The organism is Curtobacterium sp. AC268 (assembly GCF_979258745.1).
In genome coordinates, this window is the sequence record NZ_OZ409878.1 from 3,314,249 (window position 1) to 3,335,558 (window position 21,310).

Consider the following 21,310-nt stretch of genomic DNA (forward strand, 5'->3'; position numbering starts at 1 on the left):
GCCGCCCGCCCTCCTGGTCACAGCTCCCGGTACGTGAACCGCCCGGCCACGGCCGTCCCGAGCACCCGCATGCCGCGCAGTGCGGCGGACGGCGCCGCCAGCGGGTCGGACTCGACGAGCACCAGGTCCGCCACGTCGCCGACGGACACCCCGACCCGCCCGTCGGTCGACCCCTGCCAGGCGACGAGCGCCGAGAGCCGTTCGGCCGGGTGCCACGGGTCCCGCCCGTCGCGGTCCCGCCCGACGGCCGCCGCCATCGACACCCACGGGTCGAGCGGCGCCACCGGCGCGTCCGACCCGAGCAGCAGGCGCGCTCCGGCCCGGGCGAGCGAGGCGAAGGCGAAGGCCCGGTCGGTGTGCCCGGCCCAGTGTCGATCGGCGATGTCCCGGTCGTCCATGGCGTGTTCGGGCTGCACGGACGCGGCGACCCCGAGCCGGGCGAACCGGTCCACGTCGGTGTCGACGAGCAACTGCGCGTGCTCGATCGTGCCGCGGGCCCCGACGGTCTCGAAGACGTCGAGCGCCAGGGTGTTCGCACGGTCGCCGATCGCGTGGATCGCGGGGACGAGTCCGGCGTCGACGGCACGGCGGGTGATCGCGACGAGCTCCTCGAACGGCCAGGCGAGCACGCCGGAGCCGTCGGTCATGGCGGCGGTCCGGGTGCCGAGCGACCCGTCCGTGACCACCTTGAACGGGCCCATCGTGAGCAGGCCCCGCGTGCCGTCGACCACGTCGCCGGTGCGCAGACCCCGGGCGATGGCCTCGTCGAGCTCGGCCGGGTACACCCCGGACGCGACCCGGATCGCGTCGGTGCCGGCGTGGATCCGGCGGCGCCAGCGGTCGAGCCCGAAGCGCATCTCGAGGTCGACCACGCCCGTCACCCCGCGGGCCGCCGCGGCCTCGGCAGCATCCGCCACGTAGGCGTCGAGCAGGTCGTCCGGCACCTGCGACAGCGCACCGGTCACGTCGAACGCGTCCTGCTCGCGCAGGACCCCGTCCTCGCCCGCCTCGAGCGGGCGGCCGACAGCAGCCGAGAAGTGCGCGAGCGCGAGCGCGTTGCACCACACCGCGTGCAGGTCCGCGCTGATCACGACGACCGGGAGGCCCGGTGCGGCACGGTCGAGCAGCTCGCGTCGTGCCGGGCGCGGCCACATCCCGTCGCGGTAGCCGTGTCCGACCAGGACGCGGTCCGTCACGCCCGACTGCGCGACGGCGGCGAGCAGGTCGGCGGTCGCCTCGGCGGAGTCGCAGCCGGTGACGTCGACACGGCGGCGGACGAGTGCCCACTGGTCGAAGTGCGTGTGGTGGTCGCGGAGCCCCGGGCCGAGCCAGGCGCCGGCGGCCTCGACCACGTCGGTGTCGACGCTCATGGGGTCGAGCGTGCCGGCCGGTGCGATCTCGGCGACCCGGCCGTCGACGATGCGGACGTCGGCAGGGGCCCCGGAGGTGCCCACCCTGCGGACGGTGCGCAGCAGGATCTCGCTCATCGAGCCTCCCGGTCGTCAGCGCGCGCAGCGTGCGCTCGTGCCATCTCGTCGGCGAGCGCCGGCGACGCGTAGGGGCCGTCGCCCCGCAGCCCGTCGACGATGCGGTCGATCACCTCGGGAGCCTTGTTCTGCGACAGCTTGGCGCGGGCGTCGAACCGGGTGACGCGGATCCGGATGCCGACGGTGCCCTTCGCGATCCGGCGGGCGGTCTCCTCGTCGATCTGCAACGACACCGGCGAGGGCATGACCCGCTCGAAGTGGTCGACGAGTTCGCCGAGCACCCGGAAGTTCTCGTCGTCGGACAGGATCTCGGGGGTGCCCCAGACGTGGGCGGTGACGTGGTTCCAGGTGGGCACGAACTGCTCCGGCGGGTACCACGCGGGGGAGACGTAGCCGTGCGGGCCCTGGAACACGACGAGGACCTCGTGCCGTCCGAGTTCGTGCGCGACCTCGTCGGGGCGGCCGACGTGGGACACCAGGACGAGGGCGTCCGGGTCGTCGTCGGGGCCGGGGGTCTCGAGCAGCACCGGGTAGTGCGAGGCGACCAATCCGGCCTCGGTGTGGGACACGATCGTCGCCCACGGGTTCCCGGTGATGAGGCGTCGGACCTCGTCGACGTCGGTCATCAGGAAGTGCGGTGTGTGGCGCATGTTCCGAGCGTGGCACAACGGGCCCGGTCGCGCGACGGGTGTCGTTTCGTCAGTGTTTCTGCGCGGTAAAACTCTCAGAGCGCATTGAAAGAAGTCTTGTGGTCGGGATTCGAACCGTCCTAGCTTTCCCACCACGACGACCGGGCAGGGATCCGGCCGCACCCGATCGAGGAGAGATCATGCGACGCAGGACGATCGCCGCGCTGGCCGCGGCGGCAACCTTGGCACTGGTGGCGACCGGCTGTTCGGCGGGCGGCGCGGCCGACGACGACGCTCCCTCGAGCCTGGTCTACGCGACCGGCGAGCCCGACCACCTGACCCCGGGACGGCAGACCGTGGCCTTCGACCAGGTGATGAGCGTCTTCGCGCCGCTGACCCAGACCGACGCCGACGGTGACCTGCGGTACGTCGCGGCGAAGAGCGTCGAGAGCGACGACGCCACCACCTGGACGATCACGCTGCGGGACGGCTGGACGTTCCAGAACGGCGAGGCCGTCACACCGGAGAGCTACGTGACGGCCTGGAACCACGTCGCCTACGGCCCGAACGCTTGGGAGAACAGCGGTCAGCTCGCCGGGATCGTCGGGTACACCGACCTCAACCCGGCGAAGGGCACCCCGGAGACCAAGGAGATGTCGGGACTCAAGGTCACCGGCAAGGACACCTTCACGGTCACGCTCACCCACGCGGACAGCCAGTTCCCCCTGCAGCTCAGCCAGGCCCAGACGGCGTTCTACCCGATGCCCGAGGCCGCCTACGACGACCTGAAGGCGTACGACAAGAAGCCGATCGGCAACGGCCCGTACGAGATGACGAAGGCGTGGAAGGCGGACCAGGAGTTCACCGTCACGGCCTGGAAGGACTACGAGGGCACGAAGCCCGCCACCGACGAGGTGACCTTCCGCAGCTACTCCGACATGAACACCGCGTACACCGACGTCCTGGCCGGCAACGCCGACGTGCTGTTCCTGCCGACCGACAAGATGACGAGCGCGAAGGCCGACTTCGGCGACCGCCTGCACTCCTTCGACGCCCCCGGCATCGACTACCTCGGGTTCCCGCTGTGGGACGACCGGTACTCCGACCCCGACGTGCGCCGCGCGATCTCGATGTCGATCGACCGTGACGAGGTCAACGACGCGATCTACGGCGGCCTGTACGACCCGGCCACCGCGCTGACCCCACCGTCGATGTCCGGCACCGAAGAGGGGATCTGCGGCGACGCCTGCGAGTTCGACCCGGCAGCGGCGAAGAAGCTCCTCGCCAGCGCCGGCGGGTTCGACGGCACCATGACGCTCGTCTACCCGGGCGGCACCGGCCTCGACTCCCTGTACGAGGCGTACGCCAACCAGATCCGGCAGAACCTGGGCGTCGACGCCGAGGCGAAGGCCACCACCGACTGGGCGTCCTACTACTCGGAGCTCACCGACAAGACCGTCGCCGGCCCGCACTTCGGCCACTGGGGCGCGCTGTACATCAGCCAGCAGAACACGCTCCGCGCGCTGTTCACCACGGCCGGCGGCTGCTCCCCGTGCACCGGCTACTACCAGTCCGACGACGTCGACTCGCTGCTCGCGAAGGCCGACTCCGCCGGGTCCCAGGACGAGGCGAACGGGTACTACACGAAGACGCAGGAGGCGGTCCTCGAGGACTTCCCGATCGTCCCGACCTTCTTCGACAAGTACTCGTACGTCACGAGCGACAAGATCGCGAAGCTGCCGGCGGTGGCGGGCAGCCCCGTGATCGCGCAGATCGCCGTGAAGTAGGGCGGGGCATGGAGCAGCACACCGTCCTCGACCTGGTCCGCGACGTCCCCGACCGCGACGGCTTCCCGCTCGTCGACGACCTGCACGCCCGGTTCGCCGCGCTCGCCGCCGCGCACCGGGACCGGGTCACGGTCACCCGGATCGGCACGAGCCGCCTCGGCGAACCCCTGCACAGCTACCGCATCGGCACCGGGTCGCACGCGGCCGTCGTGGTCGGCGGGGTGCACCCGAACGAGCCGATCGGTTCGTGGACGGCGCTGCACCTCGCCGAGACGGCCCTCGGTGACGAGCGGGTGCAGGCGCTCGACGTCACCTGGCACATCGTCCCGACGATCGACCCGGACGGCATGCGGCTCAACGAGGCGTGGTTCCACGATCCGCACGACCGGGTCTTCTACTCGCGGCACTTCTACCGGCCCGCGCCGGACAGCCAGGTCGAGTGGACGTTCCCGAACAGCTACAAGTCGGTGTACTTCGACCAGGTGCTGCCCGAGACGCTCGCGTTCATGCGGCTCATCGACGACACCGAGCCGGACCTGCTCGTGAGCCTGCACAACGGCGAGATGGGCGGCGTCTACTACTACCTGTCCGAGGACCTGCCCGACGTCGTCGACACCCTGCACGCGGTGCCGGCCGCACTCGGGCTGCCGCTCGACACCGGGGAGCCGGAGTCCCCGTACCTGCGGGAGCTCGCCCCGGCCGTGTTCGCGATGGACGGCATCGAGACGGCGTACGCCTACCTCGAGGAGCTCGGCGTCGACCCCGGCGAGCACATCCACGGCGGGTCGAGCGCGGCGTGGGCGATGCGCCACGGCGCCCTCTGCATGGTGGCCGAGCTGCCGTACTGGAGCCACCCCGACGCCGACGACCCGACCCCGACCGACGAGTCGTACGCCGACCTGCTCCGCCGGTGCGCGGACGAGCTCGGTGCCTCGGGTGCGGAGCTGCAGGCGTTCCTCGACGAGGCGTCGCCGATGCTCTCGATCCCGTCCCCGTTCCTCGAGGCCTCCCGGGCGTTCGTCCCGATGCTCGTCGGCATGGCGGACACCGACCGCCGCCGCGCCGAACGGGAACCGGCCGACCGCACCGCCACCGTCGCGGAGCGCTTCGGCTGCGAGGACCTCGTCCGCTGCTTCCGCCTGCGCTACGGCGGCATGCTCCTGCGCGCCGTCGAGGCGGAGACGACCGCCGGCACGGCGTCCGCGCCGCTCCGGCGGCTCCGCGACCGCCTGGCGGAGCGGTACGCGCACTGGCAGGCGGACGCGTCGACGGGTGCCGAGCCGATCCCGGTGGGGAAGCTCGTGGGCGTGCAGTACGGGGCGATCCTCGCCTGCGCGGCGCACGTGGCGGACCCGACCCGCGCCTCCCGGCCGGTGTCGGCGACCGTCTCGGGAGGCGCGTGATGCGTCCGACGCTCGCCGTCGGTCGCCGACTCGGCGGCCTGGTCATCGTGTTCCTCGGGGTGACCTTCCTGATCTACGCGATGACGTTCGCGCTGCCCGGCGACCCGATCAAGGCGCTCGGCGGCGAGCGCCCCCTCACCGACTCGGTCGTGCGGGCGCTGCGGGCGGAGTACCACCTGGACCAGCCGCTGTGGCTGCAGTACGTGCAGTACCTGGGCGGCCTGTTCCGGGGTGACTTCGGCACCGACTTCAACGGGCAGTCCGTGGGCGAGCAGATGGCCTCGCGGTGGCCGGTGACGATCACGCTGGCGCTGAGCGCGTGGGCGCTCGAGATCGTCCTCGGCATCGGGCTCGGCGTCGTCTCGGCGCTCAAGCGCGGCACCGTGCTCGACAAGACGGTGCTCGTCGGCACCATCGTCGTCGGCGCGGTCCCCGTGTTCGTGCTCGGTGTGGCCCTGCAGCTGGTGTTCTCGGTGCGGCTGCACTGGTTCCCGGTCGCGGGCGTCACCGCCGGGTGGCCGACCGCGTACGTCCTGCCGGCGTTCGTGATCGCCCTGTTCGGCCTGGCCGCGGTGTCCCGGCTCACCCGGACGTCGATGATCGAGACGCTCGACGCCGACTACGTGCGGACGGCCCGTGCCAAGGGGCTCGCCCCGGGCCGGATCGTCGGCGTGCACGTGCTGCGGAACTCGCTCATCCCCACCGCCACCTACCTGGCGACCGACCTCGGGTACCTGATGGGCGGCACCGTCATCATCGAGGGCATCTTCAACCTGCCGGGCGTCGGGAACCTGCTGTTCCAGGGCATCCGCTCGCACGAGGGTGCCGTCGTCGTCGGCATCTCGACCGCCCTCATCCTGGTGTTCCTCGTCACGAGCGTGCTCGTCGACCTGCTGCACGCCGCCCTCGACCCGCGCGTCCGGACAGGAGCCACCCGATGACCACCGAAGCCCTCGGCGCCACCGTCGAACCCGTCGTCGGGGTCCGGCGCCGGCCACTGCTCGCCGCGGCACGGACGCCGGGGTTCTGGGTGCCCGCGTCGGTGCTCGTGGTGGTCCTGCTCATCGCGGCGTTCCCGCAGCTGTTCGCCGGCCTGTTCGGCCACGGCGACCCCCGGGTGTGCGACCTCGGCCGGAGCGGGGCGTCACCGACCGCCGGGCACCCGTTCGGCTTCGACCTGCAGGGCTGCGACGTGTACGCGAACGTCGTCTGGGGCACCCGGTCGTCGATCGCCGTCGCGGTGCTCACGACCCTGCTCGCCGGCATGGTCGCGGTCGTCGTCGGGACCGTCGCGGGCATGGTCGGCGGGTGGGTCGACGCCGTCCTCGCCCGGCTCACCGACGTGTTCCTCGGGTTCCCGTTCCTGCTCGGCGCCGTCGTGGTGCTGAACAGCGTGGGGGAGCGGTCGGTGCTCACCGTGTCGCTCGTGCTCGCCCTGTTCGGGTGGCCGACGATGGCCCGGCTCGTGCGGTCGAGCGTCCGCAGCGTCCGGGGCGCCGAGTTCGTGCTCGCCGCGCGGACGATGGGGTTGTCGACGTGGCGGATCACCACCCGGTACGTGCTGCCGTCGTCGATCTCGCCGCTGCTCGTGCTCGCCACCATCACGGTCGGCGGCGTCATCGTGTCCGAGTCGTCGCTGACCTACCTCGGCATCGGGCTGGAGCGTCCGGCGATCTCGTGGGGGCTGCAGCTGTCCGCGGCGACGTCGCAGTTCCTCCGGGCCCCGCACATGCTCATCGCGCCGGCGGCGTTCCTCGCCGTGACCGTGCTCGCCGTCATCGCGCTCGGCGACACGCTGCGTGCCGCACTCGACCCGCGTCGGCGCTGACGTGCGTCGCGGCGGACGCCGCAGCGATCGACGCGCCAGACTCGAACCACCGCTTCTCGAAAGGACCACCGTGACCGACACCCTCTCCGCCTACCGGAAGACCCTGCCCTACATCCGTGAGTGGGTGTCGTACAAGGTGTGGCAGCTGCGGGTGCCCGGCGTGCAGGTCGCCGTCGGGTACGGCGGCGAGGTGCTGTTCGACGAGGCCTGGGGCTACGCCGACGTCGAGGCCGGGCGCCGCCTGACCACCACCGACCTGTTCCGCATCGCCTCGCACTCGAAGACCTTCACCGCGACGGCCCTGCTGCAGCTCGCCGAGCGCGGGTCGCTCCGGCTCGACGACACCGTCGGCACGTACGTCCCGGCACTGGTCGACGGTGGCTCCCCGCTCGCCGACGCCACCCTGCGCGAGCTCATGGAGATGGGTGCCGGTGTCATCCGCGATGGGCACGACGGCGACTACTGGTCCCTGCTCCGCCCGTTCCCCGACGAGCAGGAACTCCTGGCGCTCGTGCTCGACCGGGGCCAGAAGGTGCCGACCGGCTCGTCGTTCAACTACTCGAACCTCGGCTACTCCCTGCTCGGCCTGGTCATCGCCGAGGTCTCCGGGCGGTCGTACAACGACTTCGTGCGGGAGTCGATCACCGAACCCCTGGGCTTGCGGAACACCGGCCCCGATTGGGACCCCGCACGCGCCGACGACTTCGTGGTCGGGTACACCGGCTTCCACACCGCCAGGCACCGGCAGCGCATCGACCACGTCGACACCCGCGCGATGGCCGCCGCCACCGGGTTCCACGGCACCGCGTCCGACCTGGTCCGCTACTTCTCGCAGCACGTGATCGGGCAGGGCACCCTGCTCGACGACCACTCCAAGCGCCTCGCGCAGCGGAAGGCCTGGAGCGCCACCGACGACCCCGCGGCCCGCGGCTACGGCGCCGGGTTCATCGTCGACCGGATCGGCGGACGGGAGATCCGCGGCCACTCGGGCGGGTTCCCCGGCCACATCACCCAGTCGATGTTCGACCCGGCGTCCGGGCTCGTCGTGTCGGTGCTCACGAGTGCCGCCGCCGGACCCGCCACGCTCATCGCCACCGCGGTCATCGCCATGCTCGACGCAGCGGCCGACGCCGATGCCCCGGGGACCCCGGTGCCCGACGACGTCGACACCGCCGCGTTCACCGGACGCTTCGCCAACCCGTGGGGCGTCACCGACGTCGCCCGGATCGGTGACCGGCTCGTCGAGGTCGACCCGTCCGGCCCCGAACCGATGGACACCCCCACCCGGCTCGAGGTCGTCGACGCCGACACCCTGCGGATGACCCACGGCAACCGCTTCGGCTCGGTCGACGAGGACATCACCTACACGCGCGACGAGGACGGCACCGTGCGGGCGATCCGCGGCGGGGGCGGCATGTCGCAGGAGCCGTGGTCGATCCCGGACGAGCGACCCGAGGTGGCCGCCGGGCTGGCCTCGTGACCGACGACCGGCTGCTCGGACCGGAGCGCCAGGCGTTCGTCGAGGAGTTCGCCCTGATGCTCAACGACGGCGCGGGCATGCCCCTCACCGACGCCCGGGTGCTCGGCTACCTGATGATGACCCGCGCGCCGCACTCGTCGTCGTCCGACCTGCAGGCAGCGCTCGGTGCCAGCTCGGGGTCGGTGTCGATGGCCACCCGGCGGCTCGTCGACTCCGGGTTCGTGAAGCGCCACATCGTCCCCGGCGAGCGCAGCCACTACTTCCGCGCCGAGGCCGACGTCTGGGGCTCCTGGCTCGCCAGCGAACGGAAGTACCTCGACCGGCAGCGCGACATCATCGGCCGCGGGCTCGCCGTCGTCGAGGGTGCCGGCCGCACCGGCACGGGCGACGTGGACGCCGAGGTCCGCGAGCGCCTGCTCAACGGCCGCGACTACATGCAGTGGCTGCAGGGCTACCACCGCAAGATGCTCGAGGAGTGGGAGGCCTTCAAGGCCGCCCGCGACGACACCGACCCCCCGGAGACCCCATGAGCGGCACCACCGACGTCCTGACCGTCGAGCACCTCACCGTCACCTTCGACGTCGACGGCGAGGTCGTCCGCGCCGTCGAAGACGCCTCGTTCACCGTCGCCCGGGGCGAGGTCGTCGCGGTCGTGGGGGAGTCCGGCTCCGGCAAGAGCATGACCGCGATGACCGCGATGGGCATCGCCCCCGACGGTGCGCGCGCCTCGGGGAGCATCCGGCTCGGCGACCTCGAGGTCATCGGCACCGACGAGCGCACCCTCCGGTCGGTCCGGGGCCGCAGCGTGTCGATGATCTTCCAGGACCCGTCCGCGGCGCTGAACCCGGTGTTCACCATCGGGTTCCAGCTCGCCGAGGCCGTCCGACGCACCGACGGCCCGCACGACCGCGCCGCCGTCCGGGAGCGCTCGCTCGAGCTGCTCCGCGCCGTGGAGGTCCCCGAACCCGAACGCCGCCTGGGCCAGTACCCGCACGAACTCTCCGGCGGGCAGGCCCAGCGCGTGATGATCGCGATGGCGCTCGCCGCCGACCCGGACCTGCTCATCGCGGACGAGCCGACGACCGCCCTCGACGTCACCGTGCAGGCCGAGGTGCTCGACGTCCTCCGCGCGCTGCGCGAGCGCACCGGCACCGCGATCCTGCTCATCACCCACGACATGGGCGTCGTCGCTGACCTCGCCGACCGGGTGGTCGTGATGCGCCGCGGACGCGTCGTCGAGACCGGCACCGCCGAGGCGGTCTTCGCCGCACCGTCCGCCGAGTACACGCGGGAACTCCTCGCTGCGGTCCCGCGGATGGGCACCGGGTCCGGCCAGGAGGCCCGGCTCGGTTCCGCCACGGAGCCCCCGGCCGCCGTGTTGGACGTCCGGCACCTCGTGGTCGAGTACGGCGGTGCCCTGCGCGGGCGCTTCCGTGCCGTCGACGACGTGTCGTTCACCGTCGGCCGTGGCGAGATCGTCGGCCTGGTGGGGGAGTCCGGCAGCGGCAAGACCACCATCGGCCGGGCCGCGGTCGGTCTCGCGCCGATCACCTCCGGCTCGGTGGTCGTCGACGGCACCGACGTCGCCGGCGCACGACGAGCCGCCCGCCGGCAGATGCGCCAGCACGTCGGCGTGGTGTTCCAGAACCCGCTCCGGTCGCTCAACCCCCGGTACACCGTCGGGCAGACCGTCGCCGAGCCCCTCCGCCAGATCCTCCGGCTGCCGGCGGTGCAGGTCGAGGAGCGTGTCGAACGGCTCCTCGCCGACGTCGGTCTCGACGGCGGCTACGCCGAGCGCTACCCGCACGAACTCTCCGGTGGCCAACGGCAACGCGTCGCGATCGCCCGCGCGGTGGCCCTCGACCCCGCGCTCCTGATCGCCGACGAGCCGACGAGTGCGCTCGACGTGTCGGTGCAGGCCCGCGTGCTCGACGTGTTCCGCGAGCTGCAGGAGCGCCTCGGGTTCGCGTGCCTGTTCGTCACGCACGACCTCGCCGTGGTCGACACCCTGTGCGACCGGGTCGTCGTGCTGCACGGCGGCCGGGTCGCCGAACACGGGACCCGCGACGCCATCCTGCGCTCGCCGCAGGACCCGTACACACGACGGCTCATCCAGGCCGCCCCGGTGCCGGACCCCGGGGAGCAGGCACGCCGACGCTCCGAGCGTCTGGCGGCCCGCGCAGGCTGAGGCGGGCGGTGTCCGGGTCAGCGCACCTCGGCCGAGGCCCACAACACGCCGACACCGCGGCCCACCGGGCGCAGCAGCGGCACCGCGACGAGCACCGCCGCGGCCAGGTACGCGACGGTCTGCAGCAGGCCCGGGACCGCGAAGGCCACGCCGAGCGACTCCTGCGGGAGCGCCGTGAGGAGCACGGTCTCCGACAGCAGCGCGGTGACGAACCACGCCGCGGCCGCCACCGTGACGATCCAGCCGAAGGCCCGCTGCACTCCCGGCTCACTCCGGACGGTGACGACACCGAAGGCCACGAGCGCCGCCTGCGCGACGACGAGGAACACGTCGATCAACAGTCCGGGAACCAGCGACACGAGCGCGAACGCGAGCACGGACACCCCGAACGTGAGCGCCCGGCGGTCCCGAGCACGCACCGCGGCGACGAGCACGACGACTGCGGCGATGCCGGCGACGACCGTGGCGCCGAGGAGCAACCCGCGGGGCAGGTCCCAGGGCGCCAACCAGACCGTCCCGACCAGTCCGGCCGCTCCGAACACCAGCGCCGCCACGACCGCGGCCGCCGACACCACCCGTACCCCCGTGCTGCTCTGCATGCCCGCACCCTATGCCCCGGGACCCCGCCAGCGGAACACGCTCCCCGCCGTTCGGTGCCCCTTGCGACACGCCCGTCCGTCCCCGGGTGCTCGTCCAGACGGCGCGGTCGACTTGACTGTCGTTCGAACACACGTTCGAATACCGTCGTGGGACGGCGTCGCGAGAACCGGTGGCAGCCCCCGGAACACCCGGAGGTCGAGCGTCCGCGCGCGTACTCCCTGTCCGAGGACGCCCGCGGCGGCGACGTCTGCCACGCCGTCACCCCGAAGCCGGTCTGGGCGTGGATCCAATTCCCGACCTTCCACGTCCGGGTGAAGGCCTTCGCGAAGAGCTGGACCCGCGATGCCGTGCTGGTGGAGTGGGCGCAGTTCGGGCAGCAGGCCGAGGCGTGGGTGTGGCGCTCCGCGGTGAAGCACCGCATGCTCCGTGCCGACCGGGACAGCGCGAACCGGAGTCCGCAGAACGCACTGCGTTGACTTCCGCCCGCACCCCGAGGATGGTTTAGCGAACGCGGGTTCAGCAAGTAACTCACTGATCGAGGCATTCGGTCCGACCCGTGTCCAGAAGGAGGCACCATGAAGAACGCAGCGGTGCCGTCCTGGGTCGCCCACGTGCTCACCCCGCCCGAGGTCATCAGCGCCTACGTCGAGCGCCGGATCAACGATCCGGCCCTGCTGTCGGGCGAGCAGTCGGAACCCACGTACGCAGACTTCCTGCGCGACGAGTAGACGGTCTTCTCCAGGAGGCCCGGATCACGCACCGCCGTCGGCGGAGTTGATCCGGGCCTCCTCTTCGTTCACCCCACCGGTCCGCCGCGTCGGCGACGCGCCGACAGCGTCACGCCGACGCTCGCGGCGGTGACGCACGCCAGGGCGACCGTCTCGAGCACCGACAGCCCCTCGGCCAGCACCACCAGGCCGGCCAGGGCGGCGATCGCCGGGCCGAGGCTCTGCAGCACGCCGAACACCCGCGTCGGCATCCGGCGGAGCGCGAGCATCTCGAGGGCGTACGGCAGCACGCTGGACAGCACGGCGACCGCACCGAAGACGATCAGGAGCGTCGGTTCGCGCAGGACGCCGTCGACCGCGGACCGGAGCCCGAAGGGCAACGACACGAGCATCGCGACCACCATCGACACGACGAGCCCGTCGACTCCGGGGATCGCGGCGCCGACGTGCCGGTTCATCACGATGTAGCCCGCCCAGCACCCGGCTGCCAGGACCGCCCAGACGACCCCACCCACCTCGGTCACCGCGGTCGGACCGACGCCGAGCAGCACGACCCCGGCGAGCGCCAGCACCGCCCACAGTGCATCGCGCCAACGCCGGGTGTGCACGAGCGACAGGGCGAGCGGCCCGAGGAACTCGATCGTCACGGCGACCCCGATCGGGATGCTCGCGAACGACAGGTAGATGAAGACGTTCATGCCGCCGAGCGCCAGGCCGAGCCCGACCGCACCGAGCCACTGCGCCCGCGTCCAGTGCCGGACGCGGGGACGGACCACCACGGCGAGCACGACGGCACCGATGACGAGCCGCAGCGTGGCGGCCCCGACCGCACCGACGTCGTCGAAGTGGGTCTTCGCGATCGCGGCGCCGAGCTGGACGGACACCATCGCGGTGAGGGCCAGCAGGGGCGCGGGGACCCGGTTCATCCTCGGGCTCGGCTCATCCGAGGTAGGCGAGGACGGCGAGGACCCGGCGGTGGTCCTCTCCGGTGTCCTCGAGTGCGAGCTTGCCGAAGATGCTCGACACGTGCTTCTCGACGGCACCGGTGCCGATCACCAGGGCGCGGGCGATCGCGGCGTTCGTGCGGCCCTCGGCCATCAGCCCGAGCACGTCACGCTCGCGCGGGGTCAGGGCTGCGAGCGGGTCGCGGCGGCGGCTCATCAGCTGCGTGACGACCTCGGGGTCGAGCACGGTGCCCCCGGCGGCGATGCGGCGGACGGCGTCGTCGATCTCCTCGAGCCGGGTGACGCGGTCCTTGAGCAGGTAGCCGATGCCGGTCGCGCCGGCGGCGAGGACGTCCTCGGCGTAGGTGGCCTCGACGTACTGGGAGAGCAGGAGCACGCCCGTCCGTGGGGCGATCCGGCGGGTCTCGACGGCGGCGCGGACGCCCTCGTCGGTGAAGGTCGGCGGCATCCGCACGTCCATCACCACGACGTCGGGTGCACCCTCGGGCAACGTCGCCAGGAACGCCCGGGCGTCGGAGTACTGCCCGATGACGTCGATGCCGGCCTCGTCGAGCACGCGGGCCAGGCCCTCGCGCAGCAGGACGGCGTCGTCGACGACGACGGCCCGGATGCGTGCTGCATCCGGGCCGTCTGTCATGCCGACCAGCCTAGTGGGAGCGCGGACGCCCCCGTGGGGTCACGACCGCTGGTTCGCCGCCGTCGGCACGCCGTTCAGGGCACCGAGGGGGATCCGGGCGGTGGCCTCGGTCGGGCCGCCCTCGGGGCTCGAGACGACCAGGTCGCCGTCGAGGGCCCGCATGCGGCCGATCAGGCCCTCGATCCCGTGGCCCTGCTGCGGTCGGGCACCACCTCGGCCGTCGTCGGTGACGCTGACGGTCAGGTACCAGAGGCCCGAGGCGTCGACGACCAGGCCGAGGTACACCCCGGCGGTGGTGGCGCCGGCGTGCTTCATGGTGTTCGTCAGGAGCTCGCTCACCGTGAAGTACACGTTGCGCTGGATCTCCGTGGCGAGTTCCAGGCCCTCGGGCAGCCGGACGTCCAGGCCCACCGGGATCGGGGTGCGGGCGACCAGTGCCTCGAGCGCCGCGACGAGTCCGCGGTCGAGCAGGATCGGCGGGGCGAAGCCGCGTGACAGTGCGCGCAGTTCGTCGAGGGCGTCCTGGGCGTGCTCGGATGCCTCACCGATGAGCTGCTTGGCCTTCTCGGGGTCCTTCTCGAAGGCGCGCTCGGCGGCGGACAGGTCCATGCGGAGTCGCACCAGCCGCTGCTGCGGGCCGTCGTGCAGGTCGCGCTCGATCTGGCGGAGTGCCTGGCCCTCGGCGGTGACGGCACCGGCGCGGGAGGCCTGCAGGCCGGCGACGCGCTGCTCGAGTTGCTCGGCCCGGAAGCCGCCCAGCAGGCCGAAGTCGACCCAGTAGTGCGCCAGGACGGAGCCGCGGGCCCAGAGCGGGAAGAGCACGACCGAGGCGGCCATCGACAGCAGCCCGAGGGCGCCGACGCCGGTCACGAACCCGACGCTGTCCGTGAAGTAGCCGACCCGGACGTTGTTCGCGAAGTACAGTCCGCCCACGACGATCGGCCAGGCGAAGCCGACGAGCAGCAGTGCACCGGTCCCGACGGTCACGACCGCGACGAGCGGGTACACGACCGCGGCGTGCAGCAGGTAGAGCCAGTAGTGCGGGTTGGCGACGGCCGAGCCCGTGCGGGTCCACCAGTTCTGCTGCCAGCGGGGCGTCCAGTCCACCGGGCGGATCGGACGTCGGTCGGCCCAGCTCATGCGGAGCTTCTCGAACTGTCCGAGCCACCGCGCCACGAACAGCGCGATGAAGAACATGAGCAGGACGAAGGGGTTGAACAGGTCCCGGAACCCGCCACCGAAGACCGCCGCCGGGAACGCGAAGTACAGCGTGCAGAGCAGCACGGCGGTGAGCGCCATGTAGCCGAAGTCCCGCGGCAGGCGCTTCCACGCGTCGCGGTAGAACTGCCCCGCGGTCATGCCGGACCCGCGACCGGAACCACCGACCGGGCCGGACCCGACCCGAGGGGTGGCGCTCCACGACGCCGGCGGTGACTGCGGGGCGTCCTGGGGGTCCTGGTGGTGCTGGCGCGGGTACTGGGGCATCGGCTTGGTGGCTCCAGGGGGCACGGAGTCGCCCAGCGGGACGGTCTGGGCCTGGTCGGGCGAAGGCGTGACGTCGTCCAGCGGGACGGTTCGCGCCTGGTCGAGGCGGTCGGTGTCGGTCATGCATCCAGCCTCGCGATCGCGGAGCCGTTCCCCCATCCTGCCCTCTCCCCACCCCGGGTGGGGTTATCCCCCCTCTTCCGCAGGCCACCCGATCCTCGCCCACGCGTCCTGCCCGTGGATCACTGTCCCGTGCGAGGTTCCGGAGTCGGTGCTGGGCAGGAGCCGCTGCACGGTATCCGGAACCTCGCACCGTGTCACGCGGGGCAGCCGGGGCAGCAGGGTCAGGCGGGTGCGCGACCGGTGGACTCGCGGACGCTCAGGGTGAGCGAGGGGCCCGGGCGTGAGGGGAGCGCGGCGCTGGCGTCGATCTGCGCGCGCAGCAGGGTCGCCGCACGCTGTCCGAGCTCGACCGTGTCGCGGGTGAGCGAGGTGATCGCCGGCCGGACGAGCCGGATCATCGCCGAGTCGTCGAAGGACACGATCGAGACGTCGCCGGGCACCGCGACGCCCATCTCGCTCGCCACGCCCAGCCCGGCGACGGCGAGCACGTCGTTGTCGTAGACGATCGCGGTCGGTCGGACGCTCCTCGACAGCAGAGTGCGGGTGGCGCTCGCGCCGGCCTCGGCCGAGTAGTCCGTCGGCACCGAGACCGCGTCGTCGAGCCCCTCGTCGGCAGCGAACGCCCGGAGCCGGTCCATGCGCATGGCGGTGTGCTCGAACTCGGGCCTGCCGGCGACGTGCGCGATGCGTCGGTGCCCGAGGGCGTGCAGGTACCGCAGAACGGTGTCGGTGGCGTCCGAGTCGTCGATCCAGACCGTGGGTGCTGCGCCGTCGGGAGAGGGGTGCGAGCCGACGACGACGGTCGGCATGCCGAGGTCGGCGAGCAGGGCGAGCCGGGCGTCGTCGCGACGGGGGTCGATCACGATCACGCCGTCGACACGGTGCCCGCGCCACCAGTCCCGGTAGGTCTCGAGTTCTTCCTCGGCATCACGGGCGACGAGCAGGTTCATGCCGACGTGGGTGCCGGCGAGCCCGAGCTGGATGCCGGAGATCAGGTCGCCGAAGAACGACTCCGTGCCCAGGGTCCGGGCCGGGCGGTTCAGCACGAACCCGATGGAACCGGCCTTCGCGCCGCCGAGTGCCCGGGCCGCGGTGTGTGGCTGCCAGTCGAGCTCGCGGGCGATCTCACGCACGCGGCGACGGGTCTCGTCGGAGACACCGGGGCGGTCGTTCAACGCGAACGACACCGCGCTGATGGACACACCGGCCCGCGCGGCGATGTCGGCGATCGTCGTTCGACGCTTGGTGGCCACGGGGTTGACTATAGCGCTTTAGTCATCCACAGTGGCTGCCACACACGGGTTCGGTGACTGCTGCTGAACCGGTTCAGCTATGACGAGGGAGTCAGACGCCATGAGGACCACCACACGCATGACGAGGGGCCGCGCCACCGCGCTGCTCGCGACGGCCGCCGCGACGGCGCTCGTCCTGACCGGCTGCTCGAGCGGCGGAAACGCGGCCGACAACGGCGGCGGCGAGATCAGCGGCACCATCACCCTGCAGACCTGGGCGCTCACGCCGACCTACACGGGCTACCTCGACGGGGTCATCGAGGACTTCGAGCAGGCCCACCCGGACGCGAAGGTCAAGCTGCAGGACCAGCCCGGCGACGGGTACGCCGACAAGGTGCTCAGCCAGGCCTCGTCGAACAGCCTGCCCGACGTGATCAACCTGCCGCCGGACATCGCCCTGCCGCTCGCGAAGCGCGGGTTCCTGCAGGACGTCGCGAAGGACGACTCGAAGCTCGAGGGCACGTACGTCGCCGGCGCGTTGGACTCTTACAAGTACAAGGGAGTGGACGGCACGTTCGGGTACCCCTGGTACCTCAACACCGACGTGAACTACTGGAACTCGACGATGTTCGCCAAGTGCGGCCTCGACGCGAAGAACCCGCCGAAGACCACCGACGAGCTGTTCACGCAGGCGAAGACCATGCACGACAACTGCCCGACCGACTACCTGATGAGCCGGAAGCCCGGCCTCGGTGACTTCACCCTCGCCGGCGTCAAGGTGCTCAACGCCGACGGCACGAAGTTCACCTTCGCCGACTCGGCGAAGGCCGCCGACCTGATCGACCGCTACAAGGACGCGTACCAGGACGGCTACATGCCCTCCAACGTGCTGAACAGCGACTACCTCGGCAACTCCACCCTCTTCACACAGGCCAAGGTCGCCTGGACCACCGGTGGGGCCACCTCGCTCGCCGACTTCGAGAAGAACAACCCGTCGCTCAAGGGCAAGGTCACCGTCAGCCCCGCACTCGACACCCCGCCGCTCTACGTGCAGGGCCTGTCGGTCTCGAGCAAGTCGAAGCACCTCGCCACCGCCGAGGCCTTCGCGGAGTTCATGACGAACGCGAAGAACCAGGAGGCGTTCGCCCACAAGGTCAACATCTTCCCGTCCACCACGTCGTCGCAGTCCGACCCGTACTTCTCGAAGGACGACGGCACCGTGAACGGCGAGGCCCGGGTCCTGGCGAACGAGGCCCTGAAGACGGCGAAGGTCATCAACCCGGTCGAGGCGAACTCCGCGATGACGGACTTCCTCGACCAGCAGATCGCCCTCGCGATGAAGGGCCAGGTGGCGCCCGAGAAGGCGCTGCAGACCGCCCAGACCAAGATGAACAGCCTGCTGGCCAACGGCTGATCCGGCCCCGGAGAAGGAAGAGGGAGGATCGTCATGCGTGCGAACCGCTGGTACACGCCCTGGTTGCTCGTCCTGCCGGCACTGATCTGGCTCGTCGCGTTCAGCCTGTGGCCCTCGATCAACACGGTCCGGTTGTCGTTCACGAACGCCAGCCCGCTCGGCGGCGTCAGCCAGTGGGTGGGGGTCCAGAACTTCGAGACCCTGCTCGCTGATCCGCAGGTGTGGGAGGCGCTGCTCAACAGCGTCATCTACATGGCGGTGTGCCTGCCGCTGCTGACGGTCCTCCCGCTCCTCATCGCGGTGCTCGTGCAGCAGAAGCTGCCCGGGATCGCGTTCTTCCGCACCGCGTTCTACACGCCGGTCATCGCGTCCGCGGTGGTCGTCGGGCTCATCTGGACGTGGATCCTCGACGACCGCGGCGTCATCAACGAGATGGCGCAGGCCCTCGGCGTCGTGCAGGGCAGCGTCCCGTTCCTGACCGACCGCTGGCTGCTGCTCCTCAGCGCCATCAGCCTGACGGTGTGGAAGGGGCTCGGCTACTACATGATCATCTTCCTGGCCGCCCTCGGGAACGTCGGCAAGGACCTGCACGAGGCCGCCGCGCTCGACGGCGCCGGCGCGGTCCGGCGCTTCTGGTCGGTCACGATGCCCGGGGTCCGCGGCACCATGACGCTCGTCGGGATCCTGGTGTGCGTCTCCGCGCTCCGGGTGTTCAGCGAGCTCTACATCCTCACGAACGGCACCGGCGGGCCCGGCGGGCAGGACAACTCGCTCGTCATGCTCATCCAGCAGTACGCCCGCGGCTTCACCGGCAACCTCGGCTACGCGTCCGCCCTGAGCCTCCTGCTCTTCGTCGTGACGCTCGTGCCGATGCTCGCCCTCGCCCGGATGAACAGCAAGGCGGACAAGTGACGAACACGACCAGCACGACCGAACCCGTCATCGGCGGCGCGCAGGGCGCAGCCAGCCCGACGCCGGACGTGACCGGCGCGACGGGCGCAGCCAGCCCGACGCCGGACGTGACCGGCGCGACGGGCGCGGGACGGGCCTCCAGGCAGAAGGGACGCGACGGACGCAAGCGGCGCCGCGCGGTCTGGGGCGTCATGTCCACCCGCGAGAAAGTCGTCCGCTACGTCCTGCTCATCGTGGTGCTCTTCATCACGATCGGCCCGTTCCTGTGGCAGCTGTCCACGTCGCTCAAGGGCGCCGGTGAGGACATCTACACGGCGAACCCGTCGTTCATCCCGTCCGAACCGACCATCGAGAACTACCTGAAGGTCGCCGCCGCGATCCCGGTGTGGCGGTACATCGGCAACTCGCTGCTCGTCGCCGCGATCGACGTGCTCGGCAACATCGTGTTCGCGACCCTGGCCGGGTTCGCCCTCGCCCGTCTGCAGTGGCGGCACCGGAAGCTCGTGCTCGGCCTGTTCCTCGGCACCCTCGTGCTGCCCGGCGAGGCGACGATCATCTCCCAGTTCGTCACCGTGAAGGACCTCGGCCTCGCCGACAACCTGGTCGGCGTCGCCCTGCCCGGCATGATCGCGGCGCTCAACGTCCTGCTGATGTTCAACGCGTTCCGGCAGATCCCCGAGGAGATCGACCAAGCCGCGGTGATGGACGGTGCGAACGCCCTGCAGCGCCTGCGCTACATCTCGCTGCCCGCCGTGCAGGGGACCATCGCGGTCATCGCGATCTTCTCGTTCATCGGTGCTTGGGACGACTTCCTCTGGCCGCTCATCGTGCTGCAGTCGCCCGAGAACCTCACCCTGACCGTCGGGTTGCAGTACCTGCAGGGCACGTTCGCCACCGACCAGCGGATGATCGCGGCCGGCACCATGATCGCCTTCATCCCGATCGCCGTGATCTTCGCCGTCCTGCAGCGCTTCTTCTTCAAGGGCGTCGAAGAGGGCGGTGTGAAGGGCTGATGCGGTTCGGGGTCAACTACACGCCCTCGGTCGGCTGGTTCCACTCGTGGCTCGACTTCTCGCGGTCGGACACGGCCAGGGACCTCGAGGCCATCGCGTCGATCGGCGCCGACCACGTGCGGATCTTCCCGCTCTGGCCGGTCGTCCAGCCGAACCGCACACTCATCCGGCAGCAGGCCCTCGACGACGTCGCGACGGTCGTCGACCTCGCCGGCTCGTTCGGACTCGACGTCAACGTGGACGCCCTGCAGGGGCACCTGTCGAGCTTCGACTTCGTGCCGTCCTGGCTGGACAGCTGGCACCGCCGCAACATGTTCACCGACCCGGACGTGGTCGCGTCGACCGCCGCGTACGTCCGGGCGCTCGCCGGAGCGGTCGCCGACAAGCCCAACCTGCTCGGGATCACCATCGGCAACGAGGTCAACCAGTTCGCACACGCGCCGCACCCCGCACCGCACGCGATCACGGCGGAGCAGGGGCACGCGTGGGCGGCGGCGATGGTCGCGGCGGCGCGGGCGGGGCTGTCGGAAGGGTCGTCGGCGTCGGTCGCCTCGTCCGTGTCGGTCGGCCTGGAGGCGCGCCTCGACCCCGCCTCGTCGGTCCCGTCCGCCACCGGGTCGCGCCCCGGGCCACTGGTCACCGTCGCGCAGTACGACGCGGCCTGGTACGACGACACCCAGCCCTTCGGCCCCGAGCACGCGGCGGACCACGGTGACGCCACGGTCACGCACTCGTGGGTGTTCAACGGCTCGGCGGCCCTGCACGGCGCCCTCGGAGCCGGGTCGGTGCGGCACGGGGAGTACCTGCTCCAGCTCGCCGCGGCCTGGAACCGCGACCCCGCCCGGCCGAACTGGCTGCAGGAGGTCGGCGCCCCCACCAACGTCGTCGACCCCGCCGACGCCGCCGCCTTCACCGAGCAGACCATCCGGCACGTCCTCGACGCGCAGCAGGTGCTCGGCGTGACGTGGTGGTGCTCGCACGACGTCGCCCGGTCGCTCGCGGACTTCCCGGAGCTCGAGTACGACCTCGGGCTGTTCACGAACGACGGACGACTGAAGCCCGCCGGCGAGGCGTTCGCCGCCCTGGCCCGCGCCGAGCACACCCGCGACGCCCGCGCCGCACCGTCGGCCACGGCGCTCGTCCTCGACGACGTGCTGTCCGACGGCACCGACCGGCACGGCACCCGCGCCGACTGCGCCCCCGGCGGTCGGTTCGCCGCCGCCTGGCTCGCCCTGGCCGAGGCCGCACCGGACGGCCGCGGCCCGCAGGTCGTCCTGCGCTCCCGACGCTCGGACACCGCGCTGCTGGCCGCCCGCGGCATCGACCGCTGCGTCGACGTGCCCTCCGACCTCGACACCACCACCGTCCGCGTCGCCCACCCGGCGACGACGCCCTGACC

The 21,310-nt window shown here is 71.7% G+C and carries 20 protein-coding genes; 13 read left to right on the forward strand and 7 right to left on the reverse strand.

Going from position 1 to position 21,310, the window contains the following annotated elements; all coding sequences use genetic code 11:
- Positions 1-17: 17 nt before the first annotated feature.
- Both ACZZ9K_RS15740 and ACZZ9K_RS15745 read right to left on the reverse strand, forming a co-directional pair.
- On the reverse strand, positions 18-1,487 hold the full coding sequence (locus ACZZ9K_RS15740) for an amidohydrolase (protein WP_463444551.1): 1,470 nt from the start codon (positions 1,485-1,487) through the stop codon (positions 18-20).
- A complete protein-coding gene (locus ACZZ9K_RS15745; RefSeq protein WP_463444552.1) occupies positions 1,484-2,137 on the reverse strand; it encodes an FMN-binding negative transcriptional regulator in 654 nt (217 codons plus the stop codon). Before ACZZ9K_RS15745 ends, ACZZ9K_RS15740 begins: the two co-directional genes overlap by 4 nt.
- A gap of 179 nt (positions 2,138-2,316) precedes the next feature.
- Here ACZZ9K_RS15745 and ACZZ9K_RS15750 point away from each other — a divergent pair, with 179 nt between their 5' ends.
- The 7 genes from ACZZ9K_RS15750 to ACZZ9K_RS15780 all read left to right on the forward strand — a co-directional run bounded on the left by ACZZ9K_RS15750 (position 2,317) and on the right by ACZZ9K_RS15780 (position 10,802).
- Entirely contained in the window at positions 2,317-3,903 is a 1,587-nt protein-coding gene (locus ACZZ9K_RS15750; protein WP_463444553.1) for a peptide ABC transporter substrate-binding protein, read from the forward strand.
- 8 nt (positions 3,904-3,911) lie between these two features.
- Positions 3,912-5,306: a M14 family zinc carboxypeptidase gene (locus ACZZ9K_RS15755; RefSeq protein ID WP_463444554.1), complete on the forward strand. Its 1,395-nt coding sequence runs from the start codon at positions 3,912-3,914 to the stop codon at positions 5,304-5,306.
- Entirely contained in the window at positions 5,306-6,247 is a 942-nt protein-coding gene (locus ACZZ9K_RS15760) for an ABC transporter permease (protein ID WP_463444555.1), read from the forward strand. The genes ACZZ9K_RS15755 and ACZZ9K_RS15760 overlap by 1 nt, the downstream gene beginning before the upstream one ends.
- A complete protein-coding gene (locus ACZZ9K_RS15765; protein ID WP_071246671.1) occupies positions 6,244-7,134 on the forward strand; it encodes an ABC transporter permease in 891 nt (296 codons plus the stop codon). Before ACZZ9K_RS15760 ends, ACZZ9K_RS15765 begins: the two co-directional genes overlap by 4 nt.
- A 70-nt stretch (positions 7,135-7,204) precedes the next feature.
- Positions 7,205-8,614 carry a serine hydrolase gene (locus ACZZ9K_RS15770; RefSeq protein ID WP_260678823.1) on the forward strand — a complete coding sequence of 470 codons (1,410 nt, stop codon included), beginning with the start codon at positions 7,205-7,207 and terminating at the stop codon, positions 8,612-8,614.
- Entirely contained in the window at positions 8,611-9,144 is a 534-nt protein-coding gene (locus ACZZ9K_RS15775; protein ID WP_231495614.1) for a GbsR/MarR family transcriptional regulator, read from the forward strand. The genes ACZZ9K_RS15770 and ACZZ9K_RS15775 overlap by 4 nt, the downstream gene beginning before the upstream one ends.
- On the forward strand, positions 9,141-10,802 hold the full coding sequence (locus tag ACZZ9K_RS15780; RefSeq protein ID WP_463444556.1) for a dipeptide ABC transporter ATP-binding protein: 1,662 nt from the start codon (positions 9,141-9,143) through the stop codon (positions 10,800-10,802). The genes ACZZ9K_RS15775 and ACZZ9K_RS15780 overlap by 4 nt, the downstream gene beginning before the upstream one ends.
- Before the next feature lie 17 nt (positions 10,803-10,819).
- Here ACZZ9K_RS15780 and ACZZ9K_RS15785 read toward each other — a convergent pair whose 3' ends face one another.
- Positions 10,820-11,401 (reverse strand): hypothetical protein, encoded by a 582-nt coding sequence (locus tag ACZZ9K_RS15785; protein ID WP_463444557.1) that lies wholly within the window; start codon positions 11,399-11,401, stop codon positions 10,820-10,822.
- Between the two features lie 147 nt (positions 11,402-11,548).
- On the opposite strand from ACZZ9K_RS15785, the gene ACZZ9K_RS15790 reads away from it, so the two are divergent.
- Entirely contained in the window at positions 11,549-11,878 is a 330-nt protein-coding gene (locus tag ACZZ9K_RS15790) for a hypothetical protein (protein WP_138802820.1), read from the forward strand.
- A gap of 99 nt (positions 11,879-11,977) precedes the next feature.
- Entirely contained in the window at positions 11,978-12,130 is a 153-nt protein-coding gene (locus ACZZ9K_RS15795) for a hypothetical protein (RefSeq protein ID WP_017886018.1), read from the forward strand.
- 68 nt (positions 12,131-12,198) lie between these two features.
- Here the strand turns inward: ACZZ9K_RS15795 and ACZZ9K_RS15800 are convergent, their stop codons facing one another.
- The 4 genes from ACZZ9K_RS15800 to ACZZ9K_RS15815 all read right to left on the reverse strand — a co-directional run bounded on the left by ACZZ9K_RS15800 (position 12,199) and on the right by ACZZ9K_RS15815 (position 16,593).
- Complete coding sequence (locus ACZZ9K_RS15800) at positions 12,199-13,056, reverse strand: EamA family transporter (protein ID WP_463444558.1); 858 nt, start codon at positions 13,054-13,056, stop codon at positions 12,199-12,201.
- A gap of 13 nt (positions 13,057-13,069) precedes the next feature.
- Positions 13,070-13,732, reverse strand: coding sequence for a response regulator transcription factor (locus ACZZ9K_RS15805; protein ID WP_027464682.1), 663 nt, complete (start codon positions 13,730-13,732; stop codon positions 13,070-13,072).
- A gap of 39 nt (positions 13,733-13,771) precedes the next feature.
- Complete coding sequence (locus tag ACZZ9K_RS15810) at positions 13,772-15,340, reverse strand: sensor histidine kinase (RefSeq protein ID WP_463444559.1); 1,569 nt, start codon at positions 15,338-15,340, stop codon at positions 13,772-13,774.
- Positions 15,341-15,561: 221 nt separating this feature from the next.
- Entirely contained in the window at positions 15,562-16,593 is a 1,032-nt protein-coding gene (locus tag ACZZ9K_RS15815) for a LacI family DNA-binding transcriptional regulator (RefSeq protein WP_463444560.1), read from the reverse strand.
- Positions 16,594-16,711: 118 nt separating this feature from the next.
- Between ACZZ9K_RS15815 and ACZZ9K_RS15820 the strand changes: the two genes are divergently transcribed.
- The 4 genes from ACZZ9K_RS15820 to ACZZ9K_RS15835 are packed head-to-tail and all read left to right on the forward strand — an operon-like array spanning position 16,712 to position 21,308.
- A complete protein-coding gene (locus ACZZ9K_RS15820) occupies positions 16,712-17,986 on the forward strand; it encodes an ABC transporter substrate-binding protein (RefSeq protein WP_463444561.1) in 1,275 nt (424 codons plus the stop codon).
- A 33-nt stretch (positions 17,987-18,019) separates the two neighbouring features.
- On the forward strand, positions 18,020-18,898 hold the full coding sequence (locus ACZZ9K_RS15825; RefSeq protein ID WP_027464687.1) for a carbohydrate ABC transporter permease: 879 nt from the start codon (positions 18,020-18,022) through the stop codon (positions 18,896-18,898).
- The gene (locus ACZZ9K_RS15830) at positions 18,895-19,911 is read left to right on the forward strand and encodes a carbohydrate ABC transporter permease (protein ID WP_463444562.1); all 1,017 of its coding nucleotides are present in this window, start codon (positions 18,895-18,897) and stop codon (positions 19,909-19,911) included. Before ACZZ9K_RS15825 ends, ACZZ9K_RS15830 begins: the two co-directional genes overlap by 4 nt.
- Positions 19,911-21,308 (forward strand): glycoside hydrolase 5 family protein, encoded by a 1,398-nt coding sequence (locus ACZZ9K_RS15835; protein WP_463444563.1) that lies wholly within the window; start codon positions 19,911-19,913, stop codon positions 21,306-21,308. The genes ACZZ9K_RS15830 and ACZZ9K_RS15835 overlap by 1 nt, the downstream gene beginning before the upstream one ends.
- The last annotated feature ends 2 nt before the right edge of the window (positions 21,309-21,310 follow it).

Excerpts from the sequence above, each read along its gene's own strand:
- ACZZ9K_RS15740 (WP_463444551.1), bottom strand. The coding sequence starts at position 1,487 with ATGAGCGAGATCCTGCTGCGCACCGTCCGCAGGGTGGGCACCTCCGGG.
- ACZZ9K_RS15745 (WP_463444552.1), bottom strand. The coding sequence starts at position 2,137 with ATGCGCCACACACCGCACTTCCTGATGACCGACGTCGACGAGGTCCGA.
- ACZZ9K_RS15750 (WP_463444553.1), top strand. The coding sequence starts at position 2,317 with ATGCGACGCAGGACGATCGCCGCGCTGGCCGCGGCGGCAACCTTGGCA.
- ACZZ9K_RS15755 (WP_463444554.1), top strand. The coding sequence starts at position 3,912 with ATGGAGCAGCACACCGTCCTCGACCTGGTCCGCGACGTCCCCGACCGC.
- ACZZ9K_RS15760 (WP_463444555.1), top strand. The coding sequence starts at position 5,306 with ATGCGTCCGACGCTCGCCGTCGGTCGCCGACTCGGCGGCCTGGTCATC.
- ACZZ9K_RS15765 (WP_071246671.1), top strand. The coding sequence starts at position 6,244 with ATGACCACCGAAGCCCTCGGCGCCACCGTCGAACCCGTCGTCGGGGTC.
- ACZZ9K_RS15780 (WP_463444556.1), top strand. The coding sequence starts at position 9,141 with ATGAGCGGCACCACCGACGTCCTGACCGTCGAGCACCTCACCGTCACC.
- ACZZ9K_RS15785 (WP_463444557.1), bottom strand. The coding sequence starts at position 11,401 with ATGCAGAGCAGCACGGGGGTACGGGTGGTGTCGGCGGCCGCGGTCGTG.
- ACZZ9K_RS15795 (WP_017886018.1), top strand. The coding sequence starts at position 11,978 with ATGAAGAACGCAGCGGTGCCGTCCTGGGTCGCCCACGTGCTCACCCCG.
- ACZZ9K_RS15800 (WP_463444558.1), bottom strand. The coding sequence starts at position 13,056 with ATGAACCGGGTCCCCGCGCCCCTGCTGGCCCTCACCGCGATGGTGTCC.
- ACZZ9K_RS15805 (WP_027464682.1), bottom strand. The coding sequence starts at position 13,732 with ATGACAGACGGCCCGGATGCAGCACGCATCCGGGCCGTCGTCGTCGAC.
- ACZZ9K_RS15810 (WP_463444559.1), bottom strand. The coding sequence starts at position 15,340 with ATGACCGACACCGACCGCCTCGACCAGGCGCGAACCGTCCCGCTGGAC.
- ACZZ9K_RS15820 (WP_463444561.1), top strand. The coding sequence starts at position 16,712 with ATGACGAGGGGCCGCGCCACCGCGCTGCTCGCGACGGCCGCCGCGACG.
- ACZZ9K_RS15825 (WP_027464687.1), top strand. The coding sequence starts at position 18,020 with ATGCGTGCGAACCGCTGGTACACGCCCTGGTTGCTCGTCCTGCCGGCA.
- ACZZ9K_RS15835 (WP_463444563.1), top strand. The coding sequence starts at position 19,911 with ATGCGGTTCGGGGTCAACTACACGCCCTCGGTCGGCTGGTTCCACTCG.